Source organism: Streptomyces armeniacus (genome assembly GCF_003355155.1).
In the GTDB taxonomy this organism is placed as follows: domain Bacteria; phylum Actinomycetota; class Actinomycetes; order Streptomycetales; family Streptomycetaceae; genus Streptomyces; species Streptomyces armeniacus.
This window is the reverse complement of the sequence record NZ_CP031320.1, coordinates 222972-245673: the sequence shown is the minus strand read 5'-3', so window position 1 is coordinate 245673 and position 22702 is coordinate 222972. Positions and strand designations below refer to the sequence as shown.

The window sequence follows — 22702 nt, the reverse complement described above, 5'->3', positions numbered from 1 at the left end:
GGTGGGGGAGCACCGGCCCGTGGCGGCAGGCTCACGATGGGCCGCGGGCGCGGGCGGAACAATCCGGAGGGCGATAGGTAGGGGTACGCAATCAGCAGCAGGGGCGGGGTGGTTACTCCGCCGCGCCGTCAGGTACGGATGAGCCGCTGGGACAGTCCCCGCAGCTCCTCGCTGATCACCGTCCGGGGCGAGAGGGCCGCCGGGCGCAGTACGGGCGAGGCGGTCTCCCACGCGGAGTCGGGGTCGCCCGCGCAGGCGTAGCTGTCGGCCAGCCGTACGGTGAGCAGGAGCCGTATCGGCTGCATCCACTGCGGTAGATAATCCAGCGCCGAACTCGTCGCGCGCACCGCCTGCCGGGCCAGCCGGCGGTCGCCCGTGGAGACGGCGAGGTCGCGCAGCGCGGCGCCCGCGGTGGACTCGAGGTGCATCAGCCCCTGTGTGCCGTCGAGGCACGGAGACTCCTCCAGATCACGCCTGTCGAGGACGTCGAGCCGGCGCCGCGCGAGCGTCAAGTGCCGCCTGCACTCCCGCAGATCGGAGGCGCGCGCGTATGCCCGCGCCTGGAAGATGTGCGAGAGGGCGGCCGTCCAGCCGCGGTCCGGGGCGAGGGCGGTGAGGGCCTGCGCGTACGAGAGCGCCGAGTCGACATCGTGCTCCGCGCGCGCGAGGGCGGACATCTCGCCGAGCAGCGCCGCGCGCGCGGAGAGGTCACCGCTGGCCTCCGCCCACCGCGTGCCGTGGCCGAACCAGGCCATCGCCGCCGCGCTCTGGCCGTTCTGCCTCCGCAACCGCCCGGCCAGGACGGCGTAGTGCGCGCTCAGGATCAGCTGGCTGCGCGGCAGCCGGCCGGCGGCGTGTACGGACTCCGCCCAGCTCACCACGGAGCGCAGGACGCGTTCGACGTGTGCGGTGGCGTCGCTGTCGAGATCCGTACGGTTCTCGACCACCAGGCATTCCAGGAGTGCGGTGAGCCCGTGGATCAGGTCGCCGTCCTCGCCGTCGGGGAAGGAGGCGCCGCTCGTGAACAGTGTGTGGACGGCGGTGATGTCCGGGACGGCGCAGCGGGCGCTGCCGTGCAGCGGGCAGTTCAGCTCCTTCTGGGGCAGCCGGTCCGGCCAGCCGCCGGGCGCCGGAAGTGCCGTACGGCCGCCCGCCGCCGCCCACCGGGCGGGCATCGCGGGGAACAGCGCCTGCTGGGTCAGCGGCCCGCCGCGCCGTGCCTGCCGCAGGCGGAGTGATTCGGCCAGCAGGCCGCCGGTGTTCAGTGCCACGTCCAGGCGGCGAACCGTTGCCCACGGGGGTGGTTCGCGGGTGCCGCTCTCCCAGCGGCTGACCATGCTGTGGTCGTAGCCCACCACGGCCGCCAACTGGCGCTGCGTCATTCCGCGCCGCCGGCGCCACGTCCGTAATCGCTGGCTGAATCCCGCCCACGACTTCGCGTCCCGGTCGTCTTCGACGGACACTCTTCCCTCCCAGACGCGTTCTGAACCGAGCGGAACTGAAAAGGAGTCCGGAGCGGGCCGCGGCCGGAAGACGTCTCTGCGGGAGCGGCATTCCGCGTGGGTATCCCGTGGCTGCTGTATACCGCGTCGGCTTGCGGACCGCCATACCACGCACCGCGGAGCGCCGGCCCTGGTTGCCTGGATTTGCCAACCCGCCGCCCGGGGCCTCGCCGCGTTGACGCACCGGCGTCCCGATGTAACTGTTCATCCGTCCAGCGGGCGTTACGTGCAGGCGAATCCGTTTCCGCACTCGGCCGCCACGGAGGAAAAGGCCGTTCGCACCAGAGCACTTCGGTCAGTGGCGTGGCATGCACGCGACATCCCGCCGGAACATCACCGCAGAAACAGCGACACCGCACCAGGCGACACCACGCACCATCACGCGGAAACAACACCCCCATTGAGCAAGACCGTCTTTCTTCTCGGGAGGAAGAAATGACCAAGCGCAGCACTCCCCACGGTGGCCGCGCCGGGCGCGCCCGGCTCATCGCCATCGCCACCGGTATCGCGGCGGTGGCAGGACTCACCCTGGCCGCCACGAACGCGAGCGCCGAACCGGCCGCCGAGAACGGCTCGTTCAGCGCCACGCAGCTCTCCCAGGCGAGCGACGCCGTGCTCGCCGCGGACGTGGCCGGCACCGCATGGCACACCGACGCCCGTACCGGCCAGGTGGTCCTCACGGTCGACAAGCGCGTCTCCAAGGCCGAGATAGCGCAGATCAAGAAGAGAGCCGGAGACACCGCGTCGGCCCTCAAGATCGAGAGAACCAGCGGGACCTTCCAGCGCTACGTGCAGGGCGGCGACGCCATCTACAAGGGCGGCTCCCGCTGCTCCGCCGGCTTCAACGTGCGCTCCGGCAGCACGTACTACATGCTCACCGCCGGGCACTGCACGGACGGCGGCGGCACCTGGTACGCCAACTCCAGCCGCACCACCCTCATCGGCCCGACCGTCGGCTCCAGCTTCCCGACCAACGACTACGGCCTCGTGCGCTACGACGGCAGCGTCAGCCACCCCGGCACCGCCGGCGGCGTGGACATCACCAGCGCGGCCAACGCCACCGTCGGCATGAGCGTCACCCGGCACGGCAGCACCACCGGCACCCACAGCGGGCAGGTCACCGCCCTGAACGCCACCGTCAACTACGGCGGCGGCGACGTCGTCTACGGCATGATCCGCACCAACGTCTGCGCCGAACCCGGCGACAGCGGCGGCTCCCTGCGCTCCGGCGCCCGCGCCGTCGGGCTGACCTCCGGCGGCAGCGGCAACTGCAGCTCGGGCGGCACGACGTTCTTCCAGCCCGTCCCCGAGGCGCTCAGCGCGTACGGCGTGAGCATCTACTGACCGCGCGCCTGCCGACGGCAGGCACCACGGCCACGACAACGGCCCCGTCCGGTACCCCGCGCACAGCGGGACCGGGCGGGGCCCTTCGCGTCGTACGGGTCATGCGCGTCGTACGGGTCGCGCGTGCCATGTGCTTCGCGGAGAGAGGCCCGGAGGTGCGTGCACGTGTCTTGACCGGCTGTCCGGAGGCTGGCACCGTTCCCATCTGGGATCGATGCCATACGTGTCACCACGCGCCCCGGGCCGCTCACGGCCGTACCGGGGGCGGCCCCGTCGTGCCGAGCCGTGCCCGAAAGGATCCGCATGCGCCCCTTCTCCGCGGCTGCTCCGCAGCCGCCACAACCGCGCGGCAGGGCGCGCCTGCCGGCCGCCGGCCTGGCGGCCGTCCTCGGTCTCGGCCTCCTCCCGTCGGCCACGTCGGCAACGGCCGCCACCACTGCGGACGGCCCTGCCGCGGACGCACCCGCGGGCGCCGGGCCGGCCGCCTCCGGCGGCGAGCAGGCGGCGCTCCCGTCGATCACCCCCCGGCCGCAGTCCGTGCAGCGCCGCGGCGACGGCGTCCCGCTCCCGGCCCGCGCGCGGGTGGTGGCCGCCGACGGCACCGACCGCGCGGCGCGCGCCGCCGTCACCGCCGCCCTTCGCGCGGCGGACGTAGAGGTCGAAACGGCGCCCGCAGGGGCGACGGAGGCGGCACCGTCCGGGGCCGCCGGAACGCCCGTCCTCACCGTGTACGTCGGCGGCCCACAGCAGGGCGCCGCCTCCGTCCGAGCACTCCGCGAACTGGGCGCCAAGAGCCCGAGCGGGCTGCCCTCCGGCGGCTACGTGCTCGCCTCCGGCAAGGCCGCCTCCGCCCCGGACACCGCCGTCGTGGGCGACTCCGTACGGGGCAGCGCACGCGTCGTGCTCTCCGGCGCCGACGCCGACGGCACGTACTACGCCGCGCAGACCTTCCGCCAGCTGCTGGAGTCCGCGCGCGCGGAGGGCGGCCGGCCCGCGCGCGCGGAGGGCGGGGACGACGCCCCCGTACTGCCCGCGCTCACCGTCCGCGACTGGCCGCGGATGCAGTGGCGGGGCGCCATCGAGGGCTTCTACGGCGACCCGTGGACGCAGCGGGACCGGCTCAGGCAGCTCGACTTCTACGGCGCGCACAAGATGAACACGTACGTCTACGCGCCCAAGGACGACCCGTACCACCGCGAGAAGTGGCGCGAGCCGTACCCCGCCGACCGGCTGGACGACCTGCGCGCGCTGAACCGGCGTGCGCAGGCGCGGCACGTCGACATGGTGTACAGCATCTCGCCCGGCCTGGACGTGTGTTACTCCGATCCGGACGATCTCGCCGCCCTGCGCGCCAAATCCGAGGCCGTGTGGGACCTCGGGGTGCGCACCTTCGGCCTGTTCTTCGACGACATAGCCGGCGAGCTGAACTGCGCGCGGGACAAGGAGCGGTTCGGAGACGACGCGGACCCCCTCGCGGCGGCGCAGGCGCACCTGCTGAACGCGTACCAGAAGGAGTTCCTCGACGCGCGTGAGGGCGCCGGCCGGCTGCTGACCGTGCCGACCGAGTACTCGGGCACGGACACCTCCACGTACCGCGAGCGGTTCGCCGAACTCACCCACGACGACGTGGTGATGTACTGGACCGGGCCCGAGGTCGTCTCCGACACGATCACCGACGCGGACGCCGACGCGGCGGCCGACGTCTTCCGGCACGACCTCATCCTGTGGGACAACTACCCGGTCAACGACTACCTGCCGCGGCAGCTGTACCTCGGCCCGCTGGCCGGCCGTTCGCCCGAGCTGACCCGGCACGGCATCGTCGGCCTCACCGCCAACCCGATGCCGCAGGCCGAGCCGTCGAAGATCGCCCTCTCCACGGTGGGCGACTACGCCTGGAACCCCGGTGGTTACCGTTCCGAGCCGTCCTGGCGCGCCGCCCTGCGCGACGTCGGGGGACAGGCGCACGAGGCGCTGCGGGCGTTCGCCGGCAACACCCGCTCCTCGGACCTGGACCCGACCGAGTCGCCCCGGCTCGCCGCGCTCATCGAGGACTTCTGGACGGAGCGGCGGAAGGGCGGTGGCGCTGCTAGCGCCGCGGGCACTCGCGAGAGCGGCGGCGCGGCCGAGGCGCTCGTCGCCGAGTTCACCGCTATGGAGCGCGCGCAGGGCGAGTTGACGCGGCACATGGGGAACCCGTCGTTCACGCGGCAGGCGAAGCCGTGGCTGACGAAGCTGCACCGGTACGGTGCCGCGGGCGCCGCCGCGACGCGGGCGCTGGCCGCGCAGACGGACGGCGACGCCGGTAGGGCCTGGCGGGAGTGGACGGCGAGCGTCAAGGCCGCCGAGTCGGCCGACGAGGTCTACGAGTCGATGACGAACGGCGTCGTTCCGCGCTTCCTCGCCGACGCCACCAAGGCGCAGCGCGTGGTCACCGCGCAGGGCCCGGAACGCGCGCCGGCGGAGTCCGACGTGCCGCTCACCGCCCGCGTGCGGTCCGGCGACGTGGCGGTCGACCGTGTGGAGTTCCACGCCGGGCCGCGCAAGCTCGGTGCCGACACGACCGCTCCGTACGAACTCACCTGGAAATCGGCCCCCGTAGGGAGGCACATGGTGACCGCGCGCGCGGTCGCGGATGACGGCAGTACGGTCACCTCCGCCGCCTCGCCGCTGACGGTCGGCGATCCGTCGCCGGTGCTGCTGCTCGTCGGTGACGACGTGCCCGTACCGGAGGGCGAGGAGCTGAGCGCGGGAGACGCCGCCGTACGCGACCGGCTGGAGTACCTCGGCCATCCCGTGGTCGTCGCCCAGGGCGAGGACACGGGTCCGGAGGACGCGAAGGGCAAGGCGGGCGTCGTGATCTCCTCGTCGCTGCCGTCCAGCGCGGTCGAGGAGAAGTTCCGGGACGCCGCCGTGCCGGTCGTCACCTGGGAGGCGCAGATCCTGGACGACATGGGGATGGCGTCCGAGCCGGGCGAGACGTTCCGTGTCTCGCGGTTGCGGATCGCCGACCCCGAATCGCCGCTCGCCGCCGGGCTGGACGGTGACGTCGACGTGTATCGCGGCGAGGACCGCATCCGCTGGGGCACGCCCGCCCGCACCGCGGAGACGGCCGCCGTGACGGCGGACGAGGACGAGTACGCGACCGTGTTCGGCTACAGGAAGGGCGACCGGATGGTGGACACGACGGCACCGGCCGCACGCGTGGCCCTCTTCCTCGGCGACGACGCCATCGCGCCGGGCGTGACCACCGACGAGGGCCTGCGCCTGTTCGACGCCGCCGTACGGTGGGCGCTCTGAGCACACGCAGGGGCCGCGCGCGTACGGAGGACTGCGCGCGCGGCACAGGGCGTACGGGGCGCACTTCCCGTAGAGCCGTCCAATGCGTACATCTCCGACAGGCGCTATTTGGACTTTCTCGTGAAGGTCACGTGTGGGCGCAGTGCAGCTCGCTGCCCGCGCCGACTCTCGGTATAGACCAATGACGGGCCTGGTTGGGACGGTGCGGCTGCAACCGGCCGCACCCGTGGGGTGGTTGACGCGCCCCTTGTCAACAACGGCTTCCGGTCACCGTTGAGGCACCCGTGGCGGATCGCTCACGCGAACACCGTGTCCCCTCCCGCCGATTGACGCACCATATGGCGGGGCGGCCCCCGACCGAAGCGCCCCGCGTCCTTGGGGGGACACACATGAGACGTACGATCCTGCCCGCCGCGCGCCGCGCGGTGGCGTCGCGGGCGTTCCCGGCGCCCCGGGCAGGCGCGCCCCCGCACCCCGCACCGCGTTCCGTACCGCACTCCGCACAGCCCGCACCGCCCGCACAGCCCTCCGTACGGTGTCCGCATCCCGTACGGCGCCCCGTATCGCACCGCTGAGCCCGGCCCTCCGCCGCGGCACCCTGACACGCCGGCCCGACCCCGCCCGCGCCCCTCCGCACGCGGGCCCCGTACGCCCGTACGGCCCCCACGCCACCCGGACTGCTCCCACCTGGCGGAAAGACCTCACCGAGCCGCGCGCGGCGCCCTCGCCGGCGCCGAGTCAACGACCCGCGCGCACAGCTGATCAAAGGAGCGTGAGACCACGATGCGGATCCTCCTGCTGGGCCACAGCGGCTATCTCGGCACCCATGTCGCCAACGCCCTGCGCGCCCACCCCCGGGTACGGGTGCTGCGCGGCGGCAGGCACGGCTGCGTACGGGACGCCGGCGGCGCGCTCACCGACGGGCCGCAGCCGGAGGTCGCGCTGCGGGCGGACCTGGCGACCGCCGACCCGGAGGACCTCGCGGTCCGGCTGCGGCGGCTCGCCCCGGACGCGGTGATCAACTGCGCCGGCGCCGTCGGCGGCAGCGCCGCCGCGCTCGTCTCCACCAACGCCCGCGGCCCCGCCGTGCTCTGCGAGGCCCTCCGTACGGCGGCACCGCGCGCGCGGCTCGTCCATCTCGGCTCCGCAGCGGAGTACGGGCCGGGGCTCGCAGGACAGCCGTGCGCGGAGAGCGACCCGGCGTGCCCGGCGAGCGTGTACGGCGCCGCCAAGCTCGCGGGCACCCTGGCGGTCACCTCTTCCGGCCTGGACGCGGTGGTGCTGCGGGTGTTCAACCCCGTCGGGCCCGGCGCCCCGGCCACGTCGCTGCCCGGCCGGCTCGCCGCCGAGATGCGGCGAGCGGGCGCGGAGGGCACCGTACGGGTCGGAGACCTGTCGGCGCACCGGGACTTCGTGGACGTACGGGACGTGGCGCGGGCCGTCGTGCTGGCCGTGCTCTCATCCGGGAGCCTGCCGGGCGTGCTGAACATCGGCAGCGGCGCCGCACGCCCCGTACGCACGGTCGCCGAAGGGCTGGCGCGGGCGGGGGAGTTCCGCGGCCGATTCGACGAACGGGGCGGCAGGTCGCAGCGTTCCGCGATGCTGTCCTGGCAGCAGGCGGACATCAGGGCGGCGGACCGCGTACTGGACTGGCGTCCGCGGCACGGCCTGAAGACGTCCCTCACGGACCTGTGGGCGGCGACGGCCGCACAGCAGCGGGAACCCGCACTGTGACGCACCGTACGGGCGCCACCCGAGCACCGTACGGTGCTCGCGTCCCGTACGGCACGGTGCGCGCGTCCCGTACGGCGCGAGCCGGACGCTCGAGCACCGTACGGTGCTCGCCGCCCCCTGCCGCGCGGCTATACCACTTGCCGATAACGGCGCGCGCATTCCCGTAGAAGTGCGCAGGCCGGACGGGCTCCGGTGAACCGCGCCGAAAACGGCGCCCCTTGTTGCACGTGTATGCCTCCCCTAGGCTCGGCCCGCTCCTTTGTGCCCTGTATTTCGCGTCAGTGATCGCGTATCAGCCAGAGGAAGGACCCCCCATGCTCAGGAAAGTCCGAATCGGCGTCCTCGCCGGTGTCGCCACGGTCGCCCTTGTCGCGGCGCCCACGGCCATCGCCACGACGTCACCCGCACCGGCGCCGCCAGCGCCCGACCGCGTCGCACAGACCACGCTGTACTACGACGACAGCCAGGCCCAGGGCTGGGAGGAGGCCGTGACGGCGGGCGTCGAGTCGTGGAACAGCACCGTCGAGAACGTCAAGCTCGCCCCGGCCGAACCGGGCTCGCGCGCCGAGATCACCATCGTCGCCACCAGCGGATGGCCGCAGGCGACCCTAGGCCCCGTCCGCCCGGGCGGCAGCGCACGCGTCGAACTCGGCCAGCAGGCTGTGGACGACGGCCACGACAAGATACGGATCGCCGCCCACGAGCTCGGGCACAACCTCGGGCTGCCCGACACCAAGCCCGGCCCCTGTTCTCAGCTGATGTCCGGCTCCTCCGCGGGCACCAGCTGCAAGAACGCGCTCCCTGACGAGCGCGAACAGGCCTCGGTCGAGGCCAACTACGGCAACGGCGCCGCAGGGCGCACACCGTCCGACGGCCGTACGATCGTCGACGCACCCTGAACCACCGCGAGTTGACAGGCGGCTTCTCCGTGACCGGAGCCCGGAACGCACGCTGCCGCGTGCGCCGGACCGCGGGTCACGGGGAAGCCGTTCTCGCGGCGTCGGCGTCGGCGTCGGCGTCGGCGTCGGCGCTGGCGCCGGCGCGATGCCCGGAGCAGCCCTCCTACTCCTCGCGGCCGGCGCCGCGTTCCGGCCGCTCCTTCAGACGCCAGTAGCTGGCGGGCGCCCTCTTCGCCGCCATCGTGCGGATGACGGGCGTCAGCAGATCGCCGAGCCCCCGCCCCTCGAAGTCGAGCGTGAAGGTCACACGCGACGGCCCGCGCCCGACCCGGCGCACCGTGGTGAACCGCGTCCCCACGCCGGGCGGGCCGCCGCCCGCGAGACGCACCTCCACGACGTCGTTCTGCCACTCGGCGAAGCGCAGCGGGTCGGTGGCGTACGCGAAAACCGCCTCCGGCGGGCGGTCGATCTCGATCTCGGACACGATCGGTGCCATGGCAGTTCCTCCTTGCGCACACGGTGGACTGGTCCTCACTGTCCTGACGTGTCCGGCGGGCGCGATGTGACGGGCGGCGCGCCGCACGGCGGCCGCGGCCACCGCGAAAAGGGAGTGCGGCGCGGGCGGGCCGGGCATAGCGTGACCTGCCGGAGGTACGGACATGGGTGGAGTTGGAGAAGTCGGGTAACACCGCACGCGCTGACGTGAGATGACCGCGACCTGCCGTCGCGGACCTGTCATCGCGTGCTGCCGGTCTTTTCGGTTCGCAGCACGGCGAGGCGGCGGCGTCCAGAGGGCGTCCGCCTGATTCCCGTACCCCGCCGGACCCACCCGCCCCGCCCCGCGCGGCGGTTACGGGTCCTGCCTGTGGCCCGAAGGGTCCTCCCCATGCCTCTTGCCGTTCTCGCCTGCCTGGCCTACGTCAGCATGGCGCTCCCCGACAGCGTGATGGGCATCGTCTGGCCCGCCATGAGAACCGATCTGCACCAGCCGCTCGGCGCGTTGGGGCTGCTCCTGCCGTTCGGCCTCGGCGCCGCGGTCCTGTCGAGCAGCATGACCGGGCGCATACTCGCCCGTACGCACATCGGCGGGCTGCTGGCGGGCAGCACCGCCCTGTCCGCGGCCGCGATCCTCGGCTACAGCCTCGCCCCCTCCCTGTGGGCGGTGATCGCGGCGACCGTCCTGCTCGGCCTCGCCAACGGCGCGGTCGACGGCGGTCTCAACGCACACGCCGCCCGCCACTTCGGCGCCCGCCACCTCACGTGGATGCACGCCAGCTACGGGCTCGGCGCCGTCGCCGGCCCGGCGATCGCCACCGCCGCCCTGAGCGCCGGCGTCCACTGGCGCTGGACATACGCGCTGATCGCGGCCGTGCAGACGGCGCTGGCGTACGCGTTCGTACGCTCCGCCCACCGCTGGGCGGACGGCCTCCGCACGGACGCGTTGCATACGGACGCGTTGCATACGGATGCGTCGCGTACGGATGCGTCGCGTACGGATGCGTCGCGTACGGATGCGTCGCGTACGGATGCGTCGCGTACGGGTGCGTCGTGCACGGACGCGTCTCCTGCGGATGCCTCCGTGGACGGCCCCCGTCGGGAGGGTCCTCGCCCCGACGCGCCGCCCGCGGAAACGCGCGCCGCGCGCGCGAAGGCACGTACGGCCCGTACGGAACGCACCGTCCGCGGCGGGCCGCGCTCCGGCGCTCTGCGAGCGGCGCTCAGCACGGTGGTCTTCTTCCTGCAGACGGGCATCGAGGCCTCCGCGAGCCTGTGGATGTACGTCTTCCTCACCACGGGGCACGGCGTCTCGCCCGGCGCCGCCGGAGTGGCCGTATCGGCCTACTGGGCCACCATGTTCGCCGGCCGCGTCGTTCTCGGCCCGGTCGCCGAACGCGTCGGCGCGGCGCCCGTCCTCGCCGCCGCCGTCACGGGGATCGCGGCCGGCGCGGCGCTGACGGCCGTACCGGTGCCCGGTCCTCCGTACCTCGCCCTGTGCGGCCTGCTGATCCTGGGGCTCGCGTCGGCGCCCGCTTTTCCGCTGCTGGTGCTGACCACGGCCGGACGGGCCGGGCCGGAGCGCGCGGACCGTACCGTCGGCCTCCGTGTGGCCGCGTCCAAGGTCGGCATCGCCGCACTGCCCTCCGGAACGGGCCTGCTGATCCAGGAGTACGGGCCGACCGCCCTCGGCCCGGCCCTGCTCGCCCCGGCGCTGGTCTTGGCGGCTGCGTACGCCGCGTTGGTGCGCCCGGTGGCGAGGAGCGCGTAACGCCGACTGCTCTATCGCCGCAGAACGGTGCCGCTGGTCACGTCGCCAGGTTGCCGGCCGAGCCGGCGCCCTTCTGCTCCTGTACGAGGCGGCGCGCTTCCTGTGCGACGGGCTGCGCTTCCTGTGTGAGGGGCCGCGATCCGGCGCCCTCTGCGGTCAGTTCGGCCACCTGCTCGCGGAGCATCCGCACCTCCGCCGTCAGTTCGGAGATTGCCGCCGTCTGCCGCCCCATCTCCTCGTCGTCCCGTTCGAAGCGGGCGATGAACCAGGCGGCGATGTTGGCCGTGACCACACCGAGCAGCGCGATCCCGGACAGCATCAGCCCCACGGCCAGCACCCGGCCGAGCCCGGTTACCGGCGCGATGTCGCCGTAGCCGACGGTCGTCATCGTGGTGAACGCCCACCACACCGCGTCGCCCGTCGACTGGATGGTGGAGCCGGGCACGTCCCGCTCCACCTCCAGTACGGCCAGCGAGCCGAACATCAGCAGCCCGCCGCACGCCCCCGCCACGTACGTCGTCACCCGGATCTGCGACGCCAGCCGGGCCCGCTGCCCGACGAGCAGCAGCGCGGCGACGAGCCGCAGCAGGCGCAGCGGCTGGACCAGCGGCAGCGCCACCGCGAGCAGTGCGAACGGATGCTTGCGTACGAACTTCCAGCGGCTCCGCGACAGCACGAGCCGCGCCCCGTAGTCCACCGCGAACGCGCCCCACACCGTCCACTCGACGGCCTGGCACACACCCCGTACCCAGGGGGCGGAGTCGGCGACGACGATGGGCGCGGCGTAGGCGACCGCGAACAGCGCCGCGAGTCACAGCAGGGGGACTTCCGTACGCCGCTCCCAGCGCGTACGTCTCGCCTCCGCCGCCTCGGTGGTGTCGCTGTCACCCGTCATGCTGGGCATCTTAGGCACCGCCGTCCGGCCGCCTTCCGGCCCCGCCGCCGCCTTCACATGCCGTGGCGGCGAGTGCCGAGGACGCGTTCGCTCACCTCCCGCTCCATGCCGGCCGGGCCGAAGGGGGAGGGGTCGGCGCCGATGCCCGTGGCAACGTTGCGCGGGGCTCCGGCCCTCGCTGCAACGTTGCGCCGAGCCGCGACGGCGCGGCGTGTGTCCTCGGTGATCAGATCGGCGTTGAGCGCTCCGGCGGCGCGGACCCCCGCGGCGGCGGAGCCCGCCACCTGCTCCGTCATGCTGGCGAGGTTCCCGGCGATCCACACGCCCGGTACGGCGGTCAACCCGGTGGGATCCGCCGGAATCTGGCTGCCGAGCACCGCTCCGGCCTTCTCCAGCTCGACCGGTTCCAGACCGAGGGACGCCAGGAAGCCGGCGCGGGCGGTCATGCGCGACGCGACGGCCAGCGCCCGGCAGCCGACGACGGTGCCACCGGCGAGCCGTACGCCGGTCAGCCGCCCGTCCTCCCGTTCCAGCGCGCTCACCTCGCCGTCCACGACCGCGATGCCGCGGGCGGCGAGCTGCTCGTACTCCTCGTCGTCCGGCTCGGGACCCGTGTGCAGGAAGAGGGTGACGTCCTCGCTCCACTGCCGCCACAGCAGCGCCTGGTGCACGGCCAGCGGCCCGGTGTTCAGCACGCCGATGGCCTGGTCGCGTACCTCCCAGCCGTGGCAGTACGGGCAGTGCAGCACGTCGCTGCCCCACAGCCCGGCCAGACCGGCGACGTCGGGCAGCTCGTCGACGAGGCCCGTCGCGACCAGTAGCCGGCGGGCGCGGAGCACCCCGCCGCCGGTGAGGCGGACGGCGAACCCCGGGACGTCTCCGTCCTCCGCCGCGCCTGCGGATTCCTGCTCGACGGCCAGGACGGTGCCCTGCCGGAACTGCCCGCCGTAGCCGCGTACTTCCGCGCGCCCGGTGTCCAGCAGTTCGGCGGGTGCGACGCCCTCGCGCCCCAGGTAGCCGTGCACGCCGTCGGCGGGGGCGTTACGCGGCCGGCCGTCGTCGACGACCACCACCGAACGCCGCGCCCTGGCCAGCGTCAGCGCCCCACTCAGTCCGGCGGCGCCACCGCCGATCACCACCACGTCAAAACGCTCTCCGTGCTGTGCGGTCTGCTCGCTCATGTGCGTTACCTCCGTTCTGAGGCAACAGTGCGCTCGCACTCCCGAGATTGACAAAGACTGTTGCCATAACGGCAAACTGGCTCCATGGGCGACGACGACCTCGCACACGTACTCACCGCCGTGGGCCCCCGCCTGCGCGCCCTCCGGCACGCACGCGGCGCCACCCTGACCCAGCTCAGCGCCTCCACGGGGATCTCCACGAGCACGCTCTCCCGCCTGGAGTCGGGGCAGCGCGAGCCCACCCTGAAGCTCCTGCTGCCCCTGGCCAAGGCGCACGGCGTACCCCTGGACGAACTCGTCGGCACCCAGACCGGCGACCCCCGCGTCCACCCACCCGTCGCTCCCCCCCAGGCGGGACGGCGCGTCCCGGTCTACCTGGAGATGGACATCTACTGGGCGTACTGCGGCCAGTACTTGTACTGGCCGCAGTACGCCCAGTAGATGTCCATCTCCAGGTAGACCAGCCGCGGGTCGGTCTCGGCGAGGAGGATGTCGTAGAGGCGCACGTCGGGCCGGTCCTCGGCGAAGCCGAACTCTTCGGCGTGGTTGTGCTGGTAGAACTTCAGGCCGCGGGCGCGGGCGGCCTCGCCGTACGTGTTGAACTCCTCGGCGGCCTTCTTCCAGGCGTCGACCGTGTTCCCGTACCGGTTGGGGCTGGCGGGCGTGCCGACGTGCGGGGCGCCGAGTGCCGCCGCGTCGTCGAGGACCTTCTCGAGCTGGGTGGCGAAGGTGTACGAGTCCGGGTCGCCGCCGTCGGCGTGGTAGCCGACGTGGCTGCCGACCGGGTCGAGCCCGTTGTCGCGCAGCAGCCGGCGCAGCTGCTTCAGGCTGATGTCGCCGGTGCCCTGGGTGTAGCCGGCGAACTCGACCTCGTCGTACTCGTAGCGGGCCAGCTCCTCGAAGACGCGGGCGAAGCCCATGGACTGGATCTGGTCGCGGAGCGTGTAGAGCTGGATGCCGAGCCGCCCGCGCGGCACCGCCGGTCTCAGGCCCGCGCCCGCGGGGGCGGGCGCGGCGGCGGCCGTGCCGGCGGTGCCCAGCAGGGCGGCCGCGGTGGTGCCGGCGGCGACGCCGAGGAAGCCGCGGCGGCGCAGCTTGCGGTCCAGTTCGGTGCCGTCAGTGGAACGGGAGGCGTTCTGGCGGTGCTTTCTCATGACGCGTCTCCTGTCGTGCGTTGTGGGTTCAGGGCGAGGTCCAGCAGGAGCCGTTTGACCTCGGTGGCGTCGACGGAGCCGGTGACGGCGTCCGGTCGGGAGCAGAGGATCAGCGGCCCCTCCTCCTCGCTGTCGGGCAGCCGCCCGTGGCTGCCGCGTACGGGAGAGGGGTCGAGCGGCACGACGGCCATGCGGTAGCGCATCCCGGACTTCTTGCGGGCGAGTGCGGTGGCGGCGCGCAGCCGTACGTACGGGTCGAGCGGGTCCATGAACAGTTCGGCCGGGTCGTAGCCGGGCTTCCGGTGGATCTCCACCAGCTGGGCGAAGTCGGGGGCGAGGGCGTCGTCCAGCCAGTAGTAGTACGTGAACCAGGCGTCGGACTCGGCGACGGCCACGAGTTCGCCGGCGCGGGGGTGGTCGAGGCCGTGGGTCTTCTTGCCGTCGGCGTCGAGGAGTTCGGCGATGCCGTCGAGCCCGTCCAGCGCCTCTCGCACGGCCGGCAGGTCCTCGGGGCGGCGGACGTAGACGTGCGAGATCTGGTGGTCGCTGACGGCGAACGCCCGCGAGGTCCACGGGTCCAGATACTCCATTCCGTCCTGCGTGTGCACCTCCAGCAGTCCCGCGCGGCGCAGCGCGCGGTTGATGTGCACGGGGCGGGAGACGGGCGTGATGCCGTACTCGGACAGGGCGACGACCGTACGGCCCTCCGCGGCCGCGTCGTCCAGCAGCGGGGCGAGCGCGGCGTCCAGGGCGGTGGCGGCGGCGCGGGCGCGCGGGTCGTCGGGGCCGTGGCGCTGGAGGTCGTAGTCCAGGTGGGGGACGTAGCAGAGGGCGAGGTCGGGCTTGCGGGTGCGGAGAATGTGCCGGGTGGCGTCGATGATCCACTGCGAGGAGGTGAGGCCGGCGCGCGGGCCCCAGAAGGTGAAGAGGGGGAACGTGCCGAGGGCGTCGGTGAGTTCGTCGTGCAGGTCCGGGGGGCGGGTGTAGCAGTCGGGTTCCTTGCGGCCGTCGGCGTAGTAGACGGGCCGGGGCGTGACGGTCCAGTCGGTGTCGGCGCCCATCGCGTACCACCAGCAGATGTTGGCGACGGTGTAGCCGGGATGCGCGGCGCGGGCGGCGTCCCACAGCTTCTCGCCGCCGACGAGGGCGTTGTGCTGGCGCCACAGGAGGACTTCGCCGAGCTCGCGGAAGTACCAGCCGTTGCCGACGATGCCGTGCTCGGCCGGTGGCACCCCGGTCAGGAACGTGGACTGCGCGGCACAGGTGACGGCGGGCAGGACGGTGCCGAGCGGCGCGTACGAGCCGGAGTCCGCGAGGGCGCGCAGCCGCGGCATGTGCGCGAGCAGCCGGGGGGTGAGGCCGACGACGTCGAGCACGAGCAGGGGATGCGCGGGTGCGGCTTCGGGGCCGGCGGGTTCGGTCATGGCAGCTCCTTGAGCCCGAGGTCGGTCAGCAGGTCGCGGGCGACGCCCAGTTCGGCCGCGATGCCGTCGGCGAGCTGGGCGCGGGTGCGGGGGCGCAGCCCGTCCGGCAGCGCCTGCCAGGTGTACGTCTCCACCTCCAGGTGGTGCGTGAGCGGCTCCGTACCGCCGACCAACTGCCCCAGCGCCGCCCGTAGTTCCGGCAGCGTCGCGGTCAGCGGCGGCCGGAGCGGCGCGTGCAGCGGCACGTGGAAGTGGGCGCGCCAGGGCGCCTCGGTGGGCAGCGCGCCGGAGGTGAGGGCCTCGTCGAGGTCGTCGGTGGCGCGCAGCCCGGCACCCGTACGGACCCGGGTCTGGTGCAGGAAGCGCGGCTCGGCGAAGTCGGCCAGGGCGGCACGTACGTCGGGGCGGTGCGGCTCCTCGGCGTGCAGCGCCGCCGACAGCTGCGCCTTGACGACGGGCAGTCCCGCGCGGGCGAGGGCGGGCAGCGCGCGGTCGGGGTCCTCGAAGGAGGTGGCGAGGTGGCAGGTGTCCACGCACACGCCGATACGGTGCGCGGGCGGCGCCCCGTCGCCGGTGAGCGCGGCGACCGCGTCGGCGGTGGTCTCGACCGTGCAGCCCGGCTCGGGTTCGAGGCCGATGCGGATGCTGCGGCCGGTCAGCTCCTCCAGCGCGTCGAGCTGCCGGGCGAGCGCGGTGAGCGCGCCCAGCGCCGTACGGCGGCGGTCCGCGTCGAAGCCGGTGCGCCAGGCGAGCGGCAGGGTGGAGACGCTGCCGTCGGTGACGTCGTCCGGGAGCAGCGCGGCAAGCAGCCGGGCCAGGTCGGCGGTGTGCTCGAGGCGGTCGGGCTCGGTCCAGTCGGGGCGGTACACGCGGTACTTGACGTACTCGTCGCCGAACCCCTGGTAGGGGAAGCCGTTCAGCGTGACGACCTCCAGGCCGCGCGCGTCGAGCTCGCCGCGCAGGCGGCGCAGCGACGCCGGGTCGGAGGTCAGCGCGTGGGCGGCGTCGCGCGCCAGCCACAGGCCGATACCGAGCCGGTCCCGGTGCAGCCGCCGCCGTACGGGCTCGGCGTACGTGCCCAACTGCGCCAGCACGCCGTCGAGATCCTCCGCCGCGTGGACGTTGGTGCAGTACGAGAGGTGGACGGTGGAGCCGTCCGGGTGCCGGAACCGCATCGTCACTCACCGCCGCGCAGCAGCGAGTTGCCCTCGTGGGTCGGCTCGGGCCGTACGACGTCCAGGTCGAGGCGTCCGCTGAGGCCGTAGAACGCGACGGGGTTGCGCCACAGCACCTGGTCCACCTCGTCGTCGGTGAAGCCGGCGGCGAGCATGGCGTCGCCGACGGCGCGGGTCTTGAGGGGGTCGCTGTTGCCCCAGTCGGCGGCGGAGTTGACGAGGATGCGGTCCAGGCAGCCGCCGTGCGAGCGGAGGATGCGGACCATGCGGTGCTCGTCCATCTTGGTGTCGGGGTAGATGGAGAAGCCGAGCCAGCAGCCGCTGTCGGCGGCGGCGTCCACCGTCGTCTCGTTGAGGTGGTCCAGCAGGACGAGCGCGGGGTCGAGCACGGACTCGCGTACGACGTCGACCGTACGGGCCAGGCCCGCCGCCTTGTCCCGGTGCGGCGTGTGCACGAGCGCCGGGAGGCCGTGGTCGGCGGCCAGTTGCAGCTGTACGGCGAGCGCGGCGTCCTCGGCGGGGGTCATCGAGTCGTAGCCGATCTCGCCGACGGCGACGACGGAGTCCTTGACGAGGTAGCGCGGCAGCTCGTCCAGGACGGGGAGGCAGCGCGGGTCGTTGGCCTCCTTGGGGTTCAGCGCGAGGGTGCAGTGGTGGGCGATGCCGTGCTGCGCGGCACGGAACGGCTCCCAGCCCAGCAGCCCGTCGAAATAGTCGTAGAACGTCTCGGGGGCCGTACGGGGCTGGCCGAGCCAGAAGGACGGCTCGACCAGGGCGCGGACACCGGCCGCGTACATGGCGGCGTAGTCGTCCGTGGTCCGTGAGGTCATGTGGATGTGGGGGTCGAAGATGCGCATCAGGACTCCTTCTCCTCCTTCTCCTCGTCCTTCGCGGTGAGCGCGTCCTTCGCGGTGAGCGCGAGCACGCGGTGGAGGTCGTCCGGTACGGGGCGGCCCGCGGCGGTCCGTTCGGCGGCGTAGTCGTGCAGCATCCGGGCGAGTTCGGCGTCGCCCGCGGCCCGCTCAGGCAGCTCCGCCACGGCGGCCACGGGCACTCCCGTGAACAGGCACTTGAGAATGGCCTGCCGCCACGCGTGGGCGCCGAGGTGCGCGGCGGCGTACGGGCCGACGGCCGCGGCGACGAGCCGGGTGTCGTTGGCGCGGAGGGCGTCCTCGACGAGCGGCACGGCACCGGCGCCGACCGGCAGCCGCGGCAGCGCGAGCAGCACGGCGCGGCGTTCGGCGGCGCTGCCGCGGGTGTAGAGGCGGGTGAGGGTGTCGGGGCCGGGGCGGGCGGCGTGCAGGAGGAGGACGCGGGCGGCGTCGGCGGGGTCGTCGGTGCCGTCGGGGTCGTCGGTGCCGTCCGGGTCTTCTCCCGGGCGGACGCGGCAGTGGCGGCCTGCCGACGCGAACCGCAACTCCCAGGCGGGTATGGGGCGCCGGGCGCCCTGAGCCGCGTCCGGCTGCTGCGTGCCGGAATCGGCGCCGGTGCCGGTGCCGGTGCCGGGGTCGGGGCCGGTGCCGGGATCGGGGCCGGGACCTGTGCCGGGGTCGGCCGCGGCGGACTGCCGCGCCTCCTCCAGCGCGCTGTCCAGCCACGTACGGGCGTCCTCACCGAGCCGCCGCCGCAGCGCCTCGTACAGCGCCTCGGCCCTCAGCACGGCTGCTCCTGTACGGGGCGTACGGGGTGGGGCGCTGCTGCGGACCGCGTGTGCGCGGCCGCCGCTTCGGCCGCGCGCAGGAAGCGCAGGGAGGTCTCCGCCATGGCCGGTCCGGCGTGCGAGTGGCGGGGCAGCTCGACGGTGACCAGCCCCTCGTAGCCCACGTCGCGCAGCGCCGCCAGGATCGGCGGGAAGTCCATCTCCCCCTCGCCGAACGGCAGATGCTCGTGCTTGCCGCGCCGCATGTCCTCGATCTGTACGTGCCGCAGCCAGGGCGCGGCGGCGTGTACGCACTCCTCCGGCGGCGCCGGTTCCAGGCACTGGCAGTGGCCGAGGTCCAGCGTGAGGCCGAGCCCCGGCGTACCGCCGACGGCCATCCGCAGCCGGTGGAACCCCGCCAGGTCCTCCACGAGATGGCCCGGTTCCGGTTCGACCGCCAGCGGCACACCGGCGGCGTCGGCCGCGTCCAGTACGGTCCCCATGCCGTCGGTCAGCCGCTGCCACGCCTCGTAGTGCGGCGTGCCCGGCGGGGCCACGCCGCTGAAGCAGTGCACCGCGTGCGCGCCCAGATCGGCGGCCACCCGTACGGCCGTGCACAGCAACCCCACCCGGGCGGCCCGGCCCTCCGGCTCGGCGTCCAGAAGGGTCGGGCCGTGCTTGCGGCGCGGGTCGAGCACGTAGCGGGCGCCGGTCTCGACGGTGACGGAGAGGCCGCGCCGCTCCAGCGACCTGGCGACGGCGGCCGTACGCCGGGCCAGGTCCGGTGCGAGCGGGTCGAGATGCATGTGGTCGAGCGTCAGGCCGACGCCGTCGTAGCCGAGTTCGGCGAGGACGGCGAGGGCGTCGTCGAGCCGGAGGTCGGCGAGGCCGTTGGTGCCGTAGGCCAACGCCAACCGCCGCAGGGCAGCGGGCGGGGTCATGTGGGGCTCACCTTCCTGGACAGCCGCCGTGCCAGCGGCAGCAGCGCGAGCAGCGGCACAGCGGTACGTACGGAACCGGACCGCGCGGCCAGCGCGGCCTGCAACGGGATCATGGCGCGAATGCCGCCGCCGACCGCCCGCTGGAACAGCTGCGGCGACGGGTTGAGCACGGCGTGCGCGAGGGGGCGGGCGGCGGTGGCCGCGTAGGCGGCGGCGAGGAGGGTGGGTACGGGGGTTCTGTGGCCGCCGCGGGTTGTGACGGCGGCGATCGCGCCGACGGCCGCCAGCGCGGCGAGCGGCAACGCCGTCGATTCACCGACGGTCTCGCGCCGCGACACGGTGGTGACGGCGAGGGTGTGCGCGCCGAGGAGGGCGGCGGCGGGGGCGGCGCTCCGTACGGTGTGGCTGGCACGGCCACCGCCGGTGGCGGGCCGGGGCGCGCGGCCCCACGCGGGTGCCTCGGGGCCGGGGGCCGTCCTCAAACGCCGGACGGGCTTGCTGAGGCCCGGGTGCTCCCCAAGGCGGACTGCCTCATCGGGGTTACGGGCCGTCCCCACGCCCCGGGCGGGCTTGGCGGGGGCGGGGGCCGCTGCTCGGGTTGCGGTGGCGCCCAGGAGGAGGTCCAGGGCGCGGGCCGTGGCCATTGCCGCCGGGCCCGCCGGGGTGTGCTTCAAGCCCAGGTCGTACGCCCACACCGCGCCCGCCAGCGCCGTTGCCGTACCGAACGCCGTACGCCCCGCCGCGGCCGCGAGCCCGAGGCCCGCCGCGGTCAGCGCGGCGGCGGCGGTGAGCGCCGCGCGCGGGCTGATGCGGCCCGAGGGCAGCGGGCGGTCGGGGCGTTCGACGGCGTCGATGTGCCGGTCCGCCCAGTCGTTGAGCGCCATACCTGCCTCGTACAGGCAGAGCGAGGCGCCCATGGCCAGCACGGTGCCGCGGTTCGGTCGGCAGCCTGCGGCTGCCGCGCCCGCGAGGGCGTCCCCGGGCACGGTGAACACGGCCGACACGCGCAGCAGTTGTGCCCAGTCGGCGGCACGCTCGGCGGCTCCGCGAGCGGGAACGTCCACGGCTCGGGGCTCGCTGGGCGCACCGGTGCGCGGCGGCCGTACGGGCACCCCAACGGCCCCGATCACACCGAGCACGGCGACCCCGACAACCCCGAACGCCCCAGCGCCCACGGCGCCTTGCCGGGGCGTTGCCGGAGCACCGGCGGGCCGGCCAGGCGGCCCGGTGCCAACAGTGTCGGCGTCCCTCGCCCCCTCCTGGCGGGCCCGCCATGGGGACGACCCGCGCCACATCAAGCCCGTCCGGCAGTTGAGGACGGCCCCCGGCCACGAGGCACCCGCGCTGGGCCGCGCGCCCCGATCGGCCACCCGCCGTGGCCTCGCCATCCCTTGACGACCCGCACGCGCCGGGCGAAGCGCGGCAGTCGACGGGGTACGCCCGTACGGCTCGGGCGGCATGGCAACGTTGCCGGGCCCCGCCAACCGGCCCCCCTCCGGAGCGGCTTCCGCCGCCCGGTGGCGCGCGGGGCGGCGCGCCCCGCGGCGCGCCAGGGCGGCGGCCACCGACGCGGTCGCGACCGTGAGTGCCCCCGCCGCCACCAGCGTGGCCACCCGTGTGGGGCCGTTCACGGGCGGGCCCCGAGGCGGGCGGCGAGGGACAGCAGTGCGCGCCACTGTTCGGGCAGGGCGCTCGACCCGGTGTCAGGGTCCTTGAAGTAGAAGCCGAGGCCGTCGACCGGCCCGGCCAGGCCCACTTCGTGGGCGCGTGCGAGCAGGCGCGCGAGGTCCAGTACGAGGGGCGCGGCGAGTGCCGAGTCGCAGCCCTGCCAGATGGTCTGGAGGATCATGCGTGAGCCGAGGAAGCCGTCGAACGCGACGTGGTCCCAGGCGGTCTTCCAGTCGCCCAGCGCCGGTACGTCGTCGATGTGCAGCTCGCCCTCGGGGAGTTCGCCGAGGGTGTCGGACAGCACCCGGGCCTTGCCGGCGTTCTTCGCCGCGGCCGCGCCGGGGTCGGTGAGGGCGGCCCCGTCGCCGCCGCCGAGCAGGTTCGTGCCGGACCAGGACCGTACGGACAGGGCGCGCTGCGCGAACATCGGCGCCAGTACGGAGCGCAGCAGCGTCTGCCCCGTCTTGCCGTCGCGGCCCGCGTACGGGAGCCCCGAGCGCTCCGCCTCTGCCCGCAGCCGCGGGTGGTGGAGCCCGGCGGAGGGGGTGAAGTTGACGTACGGGCAGCCCGCGCGCAGCGCCGCCGCCGCGTAGAGGGAGCTGGCGGGCAGGGCGGCGTCCCCGGCGGGAACGGGTTCCGTGGTGGCGACGTTGATCACGACGACACGGGCGAGTCCGTGCGTGCGCCGGAAGCCGTCGAGGTCGGCGGCGAAGGCGTCGATCAGCTCCTCCTCGCCGCGCGGGTCGTCGGGGCAGGGCCCGCCGGGGCGCAACGCGTCGTCGGCTGCGGACAGTTCGGCGCGGAGTGCGGCGGGCAGGCCGTGCGGGAGGGCGCCGGAGGTGACGAGTTCCTCGGCCCGTTTGGGCAGCGGGGTGTGCGCCGTGTCGTGGCCCCCGAAGACGAGGGTCTCCAGGGGTGGCAGTCCGCTGTCGGCGAAGGGGTCGGTCGCGGTGACCATTCCCGTGGCGGGATGGAGCCCCGCGGCGACGGCCGCGCAGCCGGCGATCGCGGTGGTGGCGACGGAGCCGCGGGCTCCGATGAGCCACACGCCTGTTCGGTCCTCGGTCACGTCCTGCCTCCCTGGTTGTTGCTCTGCCGTGGTGGGGGCCTCTGTCGTCGAGTGGGCTGGAGCGCCGCCGTACGGGCCGTGCCCGTACGGGGGTTGTGCCGTGGTGCCTGGCGCCGTCGTGCCTGGCGCCTCGTGCCGTCGTACGTGGTGCCTCGTGCCGTCGTGCCGGAGCCGTGCATGCGCACGTACCGGCTGTGGTGTGCCGTGTGGTGCTCCCGATTCAGCTGTTGTGCGGCGTGCAGCCCACGAGCCGCACTGCCCATCCGGCCGCCCGCCCAACCTCCCGTACGTGCACGGCAGGTGGCGCGGCACCCCGCAGGCACCCCGTACGGCGCCCGCACAGCGGTCGTACGGCGCCCGCACGGCACCCGTACGGCAACGGGTGGGGAGTCGGCGTTCTCCCCACCCGCCGCCAGCGCCGCGGGCGGCCCCCCTCGGGCCACCGGCGGCGGGATGAGGGGCCGGGACCGGCCGGGAGGCCGGGACCGGCCGGCTCGGCCGACCCGGCCTCAGG

16 protein-coding genes and 2 pseudogenes are annotated in these 22702 nt (G+C 74.2%); 6 read left to right on the top strand and 12 right to left on the bottom strand.

Annotated elements, in window-relative coordinates; genetic code table 11:
- Positions 1 to 128: 128 nt before the first annotated feature.
- Positions 129 to 1463, bottom strand: a complete 1335-nt coding sequence (locus DVA86_RS01055) for a helix-turn-helix domain-containing protein (RefSeq protein WP_208874960.1) — start codon at positions 1461 to 1463, stop codon at positions 129 to 131.
- Positions 1464 to 1937: 474 nt separating this feature from the next.
- Between DVA86_RS01055 and DVA86_RS01050 the strand changes: the two genes are divergently transcribed.
- From DVA86_RS01050 to DVA86_RS01035, 4 genes are all read left to right on the top strand, one after another.
- A complete protein-coding gene (locus DVA86_RS01050) occupies positions 1938 to 2846 on the top strand; it encodes a S1 family peptidase (protein WP_208874958.1) in 909 nt (302 codons plus the stop codon).
- A 303-nt stretch (positions 2847 to 3149) separates the two neighbouring features.
- Positions 3150 to 6143 (top strand): beta-N-acetylglucosaminidase domain-containing protein, encoded by a 2994-nt coding sequence (locus tag DVA86_RS01045; protein ID WP_208874956.1) that lies wholly within the window; start codon positions 3150 to 3152, stop codon positions 6141 to 6143.
- Positions 6144 to 6926: 783 nt separating this feature from the next.
- Positions 6927 to 7877: an NAD-dependent epimerase/dehydratase family protein gene (locus tag DVA86_RS01040; protein ID WP_208874954.1), complete on the top strand. Its 951-nt coding sequence runs from the start codon at positions 6927 to 6929 to the stop codon at positions 7875 to 7877.
- A gap of 314 nt (positions 7878 to 8191) precedes the next feature.
- Positions 8192 to 8776 carry a snapalysin family zinc-dependent metalloprotease gene (locus DVA86_RS01035; protein WP_208874952.1) on the top strand — a complete coding sequence of 195 codons (585 nt, stop codon included), beginning with the start codon at positions 8192 to 8194 and terminating at the stop codon, positions 8774 to 8776.
- A 163-nt stretch (positions 8777 to 8939) separates the two neighbouring features.
- Here DVA86_RS01035 and DVA86_RS01030 read toward each other — a convergent pair whose 3' ends face one another.
- Positions 8940 to 9272 (bottom strand): SRPBCC family protein, encoded by a 333-nt coding sequence (locus DVA86_RS01030; protein ID WP_208874950.1) that lies wholly within the window; start codon positions 9270 to 9272, stop codon positions 8940 to 8942.
- A 390-nt stretch (positions 9273 to 9662) separates the two neighbouring features.
- Here DVA86_RS01030 and DVA86_RS01025 point away from each other — a divergent pair, with 390 nt between their 5' ends.
- Entirely contained in the window at positions 9663 to 11042 is a 1380-nt protein-coding gene (locus DVA86_RS01025; RefSeq protein WP_208874948.1) for an MFS transporter, read from the top strand.
- Between the two features lie 37 nt (positions 11043 to 11079).
- Here the strand turns inward: DVA86_RS01025 and DVA86_RS01020 are convergent, their stop codons facing one another.
- Entirely contained in the window at positions 11080 to 11844 is a 765-nt protein-coding gene (locus tag DVA86_RS01020) for a potassium channel family protein (protein WP_245997513.1), read from the bottom strand.
- Between the two features lie 146 nt (positions 11845 to 11990).
- On the bottom strand, positions 11991 to 13118 hold the full coding sequence (locus DVA86_RS01015; RefSeq protein WP_208874945.1) for an NAD(P)/FAD-dependent oxidoreductase: 1128 nt from the start codon (positions 13116 to 13118) through the stop codon (positions 11991 to 11993).
- Between the two features lie 84 nt (positions 13119 to 13202).
- Between DVA86_RS01015 and DVA86_RS01010 the strand changes: the two are divergent.
- Positions 13203 to 13451: pseudogene (locus tag DVA86_RS01010) on the top strand (helix-turn-helix domain-containing protein); the annotation flags it as partial.
- Positions 13452 to 13528: 77 nt separating this feature from the next.
- On the opposite strand, the pseudogene DVA86_RS01005 reads toward DVA86_RS01010, so the two are convergent.
- The 8 genes and pseudogenes from DVA86_RS01005 to DVA86_RS00970 all read right to left on the bottom strand — a co-directional run.
- Positions 13529 to 14272: pseudogene (locus DVA86_RS01005) on the bottom strand (sugar phosphate isomerase/epimerase family protein); the annotation flags it as partial.
- A complete protein-coding gene (locus DVA86_RS01000) occupies positions 14269 to 15696 on the bottom strand; it encodes an alkaline phosphatase family protein (protein ID WP_208874942.1) in 1428 nt (475 codons plus the stop codon). The gene DVA86_RS01000 and the pseudogene DVA86_RS01005, both read right to left, overlap by 4 nt.
- Complete coding sequence (gene eboE, locus DVA86_RS00995; protein ID WP_208874941.1) at positions 15693 to 16871, bottom strand: metabolite traffic protein EboE; 1179 nt, start codon at positions 16869 to 16871, stop codon at positions 15693 to 15695. The genes DVA86_RS01000 and eboE overlap by 4 nt, the downstream gene beginning before the upstream one ends.
- 2 nt (positions 16872 to 16873) lie before the next feature.
- Complete coding sequence (locus tag DVA86_RS00990; protein ID WP_208874939.1) at positions 16874 to 17728, bottom strand: TatD family hydrolase; 855 nt, start codon at positions 17726 to 17728, stop codon at positions 16874 to 16876.
- Entirely contained in the window at positions 17728 to 18531 is an 804-nt protein-coding gene (locus DVA86_RS00985) for an EboA domain-containing protein (RefSeq protein WP_425470737.1), read from the bottom strand. The genes DVA86_RS00990 and DVA86_RS00985 overlap by 1 nt, the downstream gene beginning before the upstream one ends.
- Complete coding sequence (locus tag DVA86_RS00980; RefSeq protein ID WP_208874937.1) at positions 18525 to 19451, bottom strand: sugar phosphate isomerase/epimerase family protein; 927 nt, start codon at positions 19449 to 19451, stop codon at positions 18525 to 18527. Before DVA86_RS00980 ends, DVA86_RS00985 begins: the two co-directional genes overlap by 7 nt.
- Positions 19448 to 20515 carry a UbiA family prenyltransferase gene (locus DVA86_RS00975; RefSeq protein ID WP_245996204.1) on the bottom strand — a complete coding sequence of 356 codons (1068 nt, stop codon included), beginning with the start codon at positions 20513 to 20515 and terminating at the stop codon, positions 19448 to 19450. The genes DVA86_RS00980 and DVA86_RS00975 overlap by 4 nt, the downstream gene beginning before the upstream one ends.
- Positions 20516 to 21078: 563 nt before the next feature.
- The gene (locus DVA86_RS00970; RefSeq protein ID WP_208874935.1) at positions 21079 to 22188 is read right to left on the bottom strand and encodes an inositol-3-phosphate synthase; all 1110 of its coding nucleotides are present in this window, start codon (positions 22186 to 22188) and stop codon (positions 21079 to 21081) included.
- Positions 22189 to 22702 lie beyond the last annotated feature (514 nt).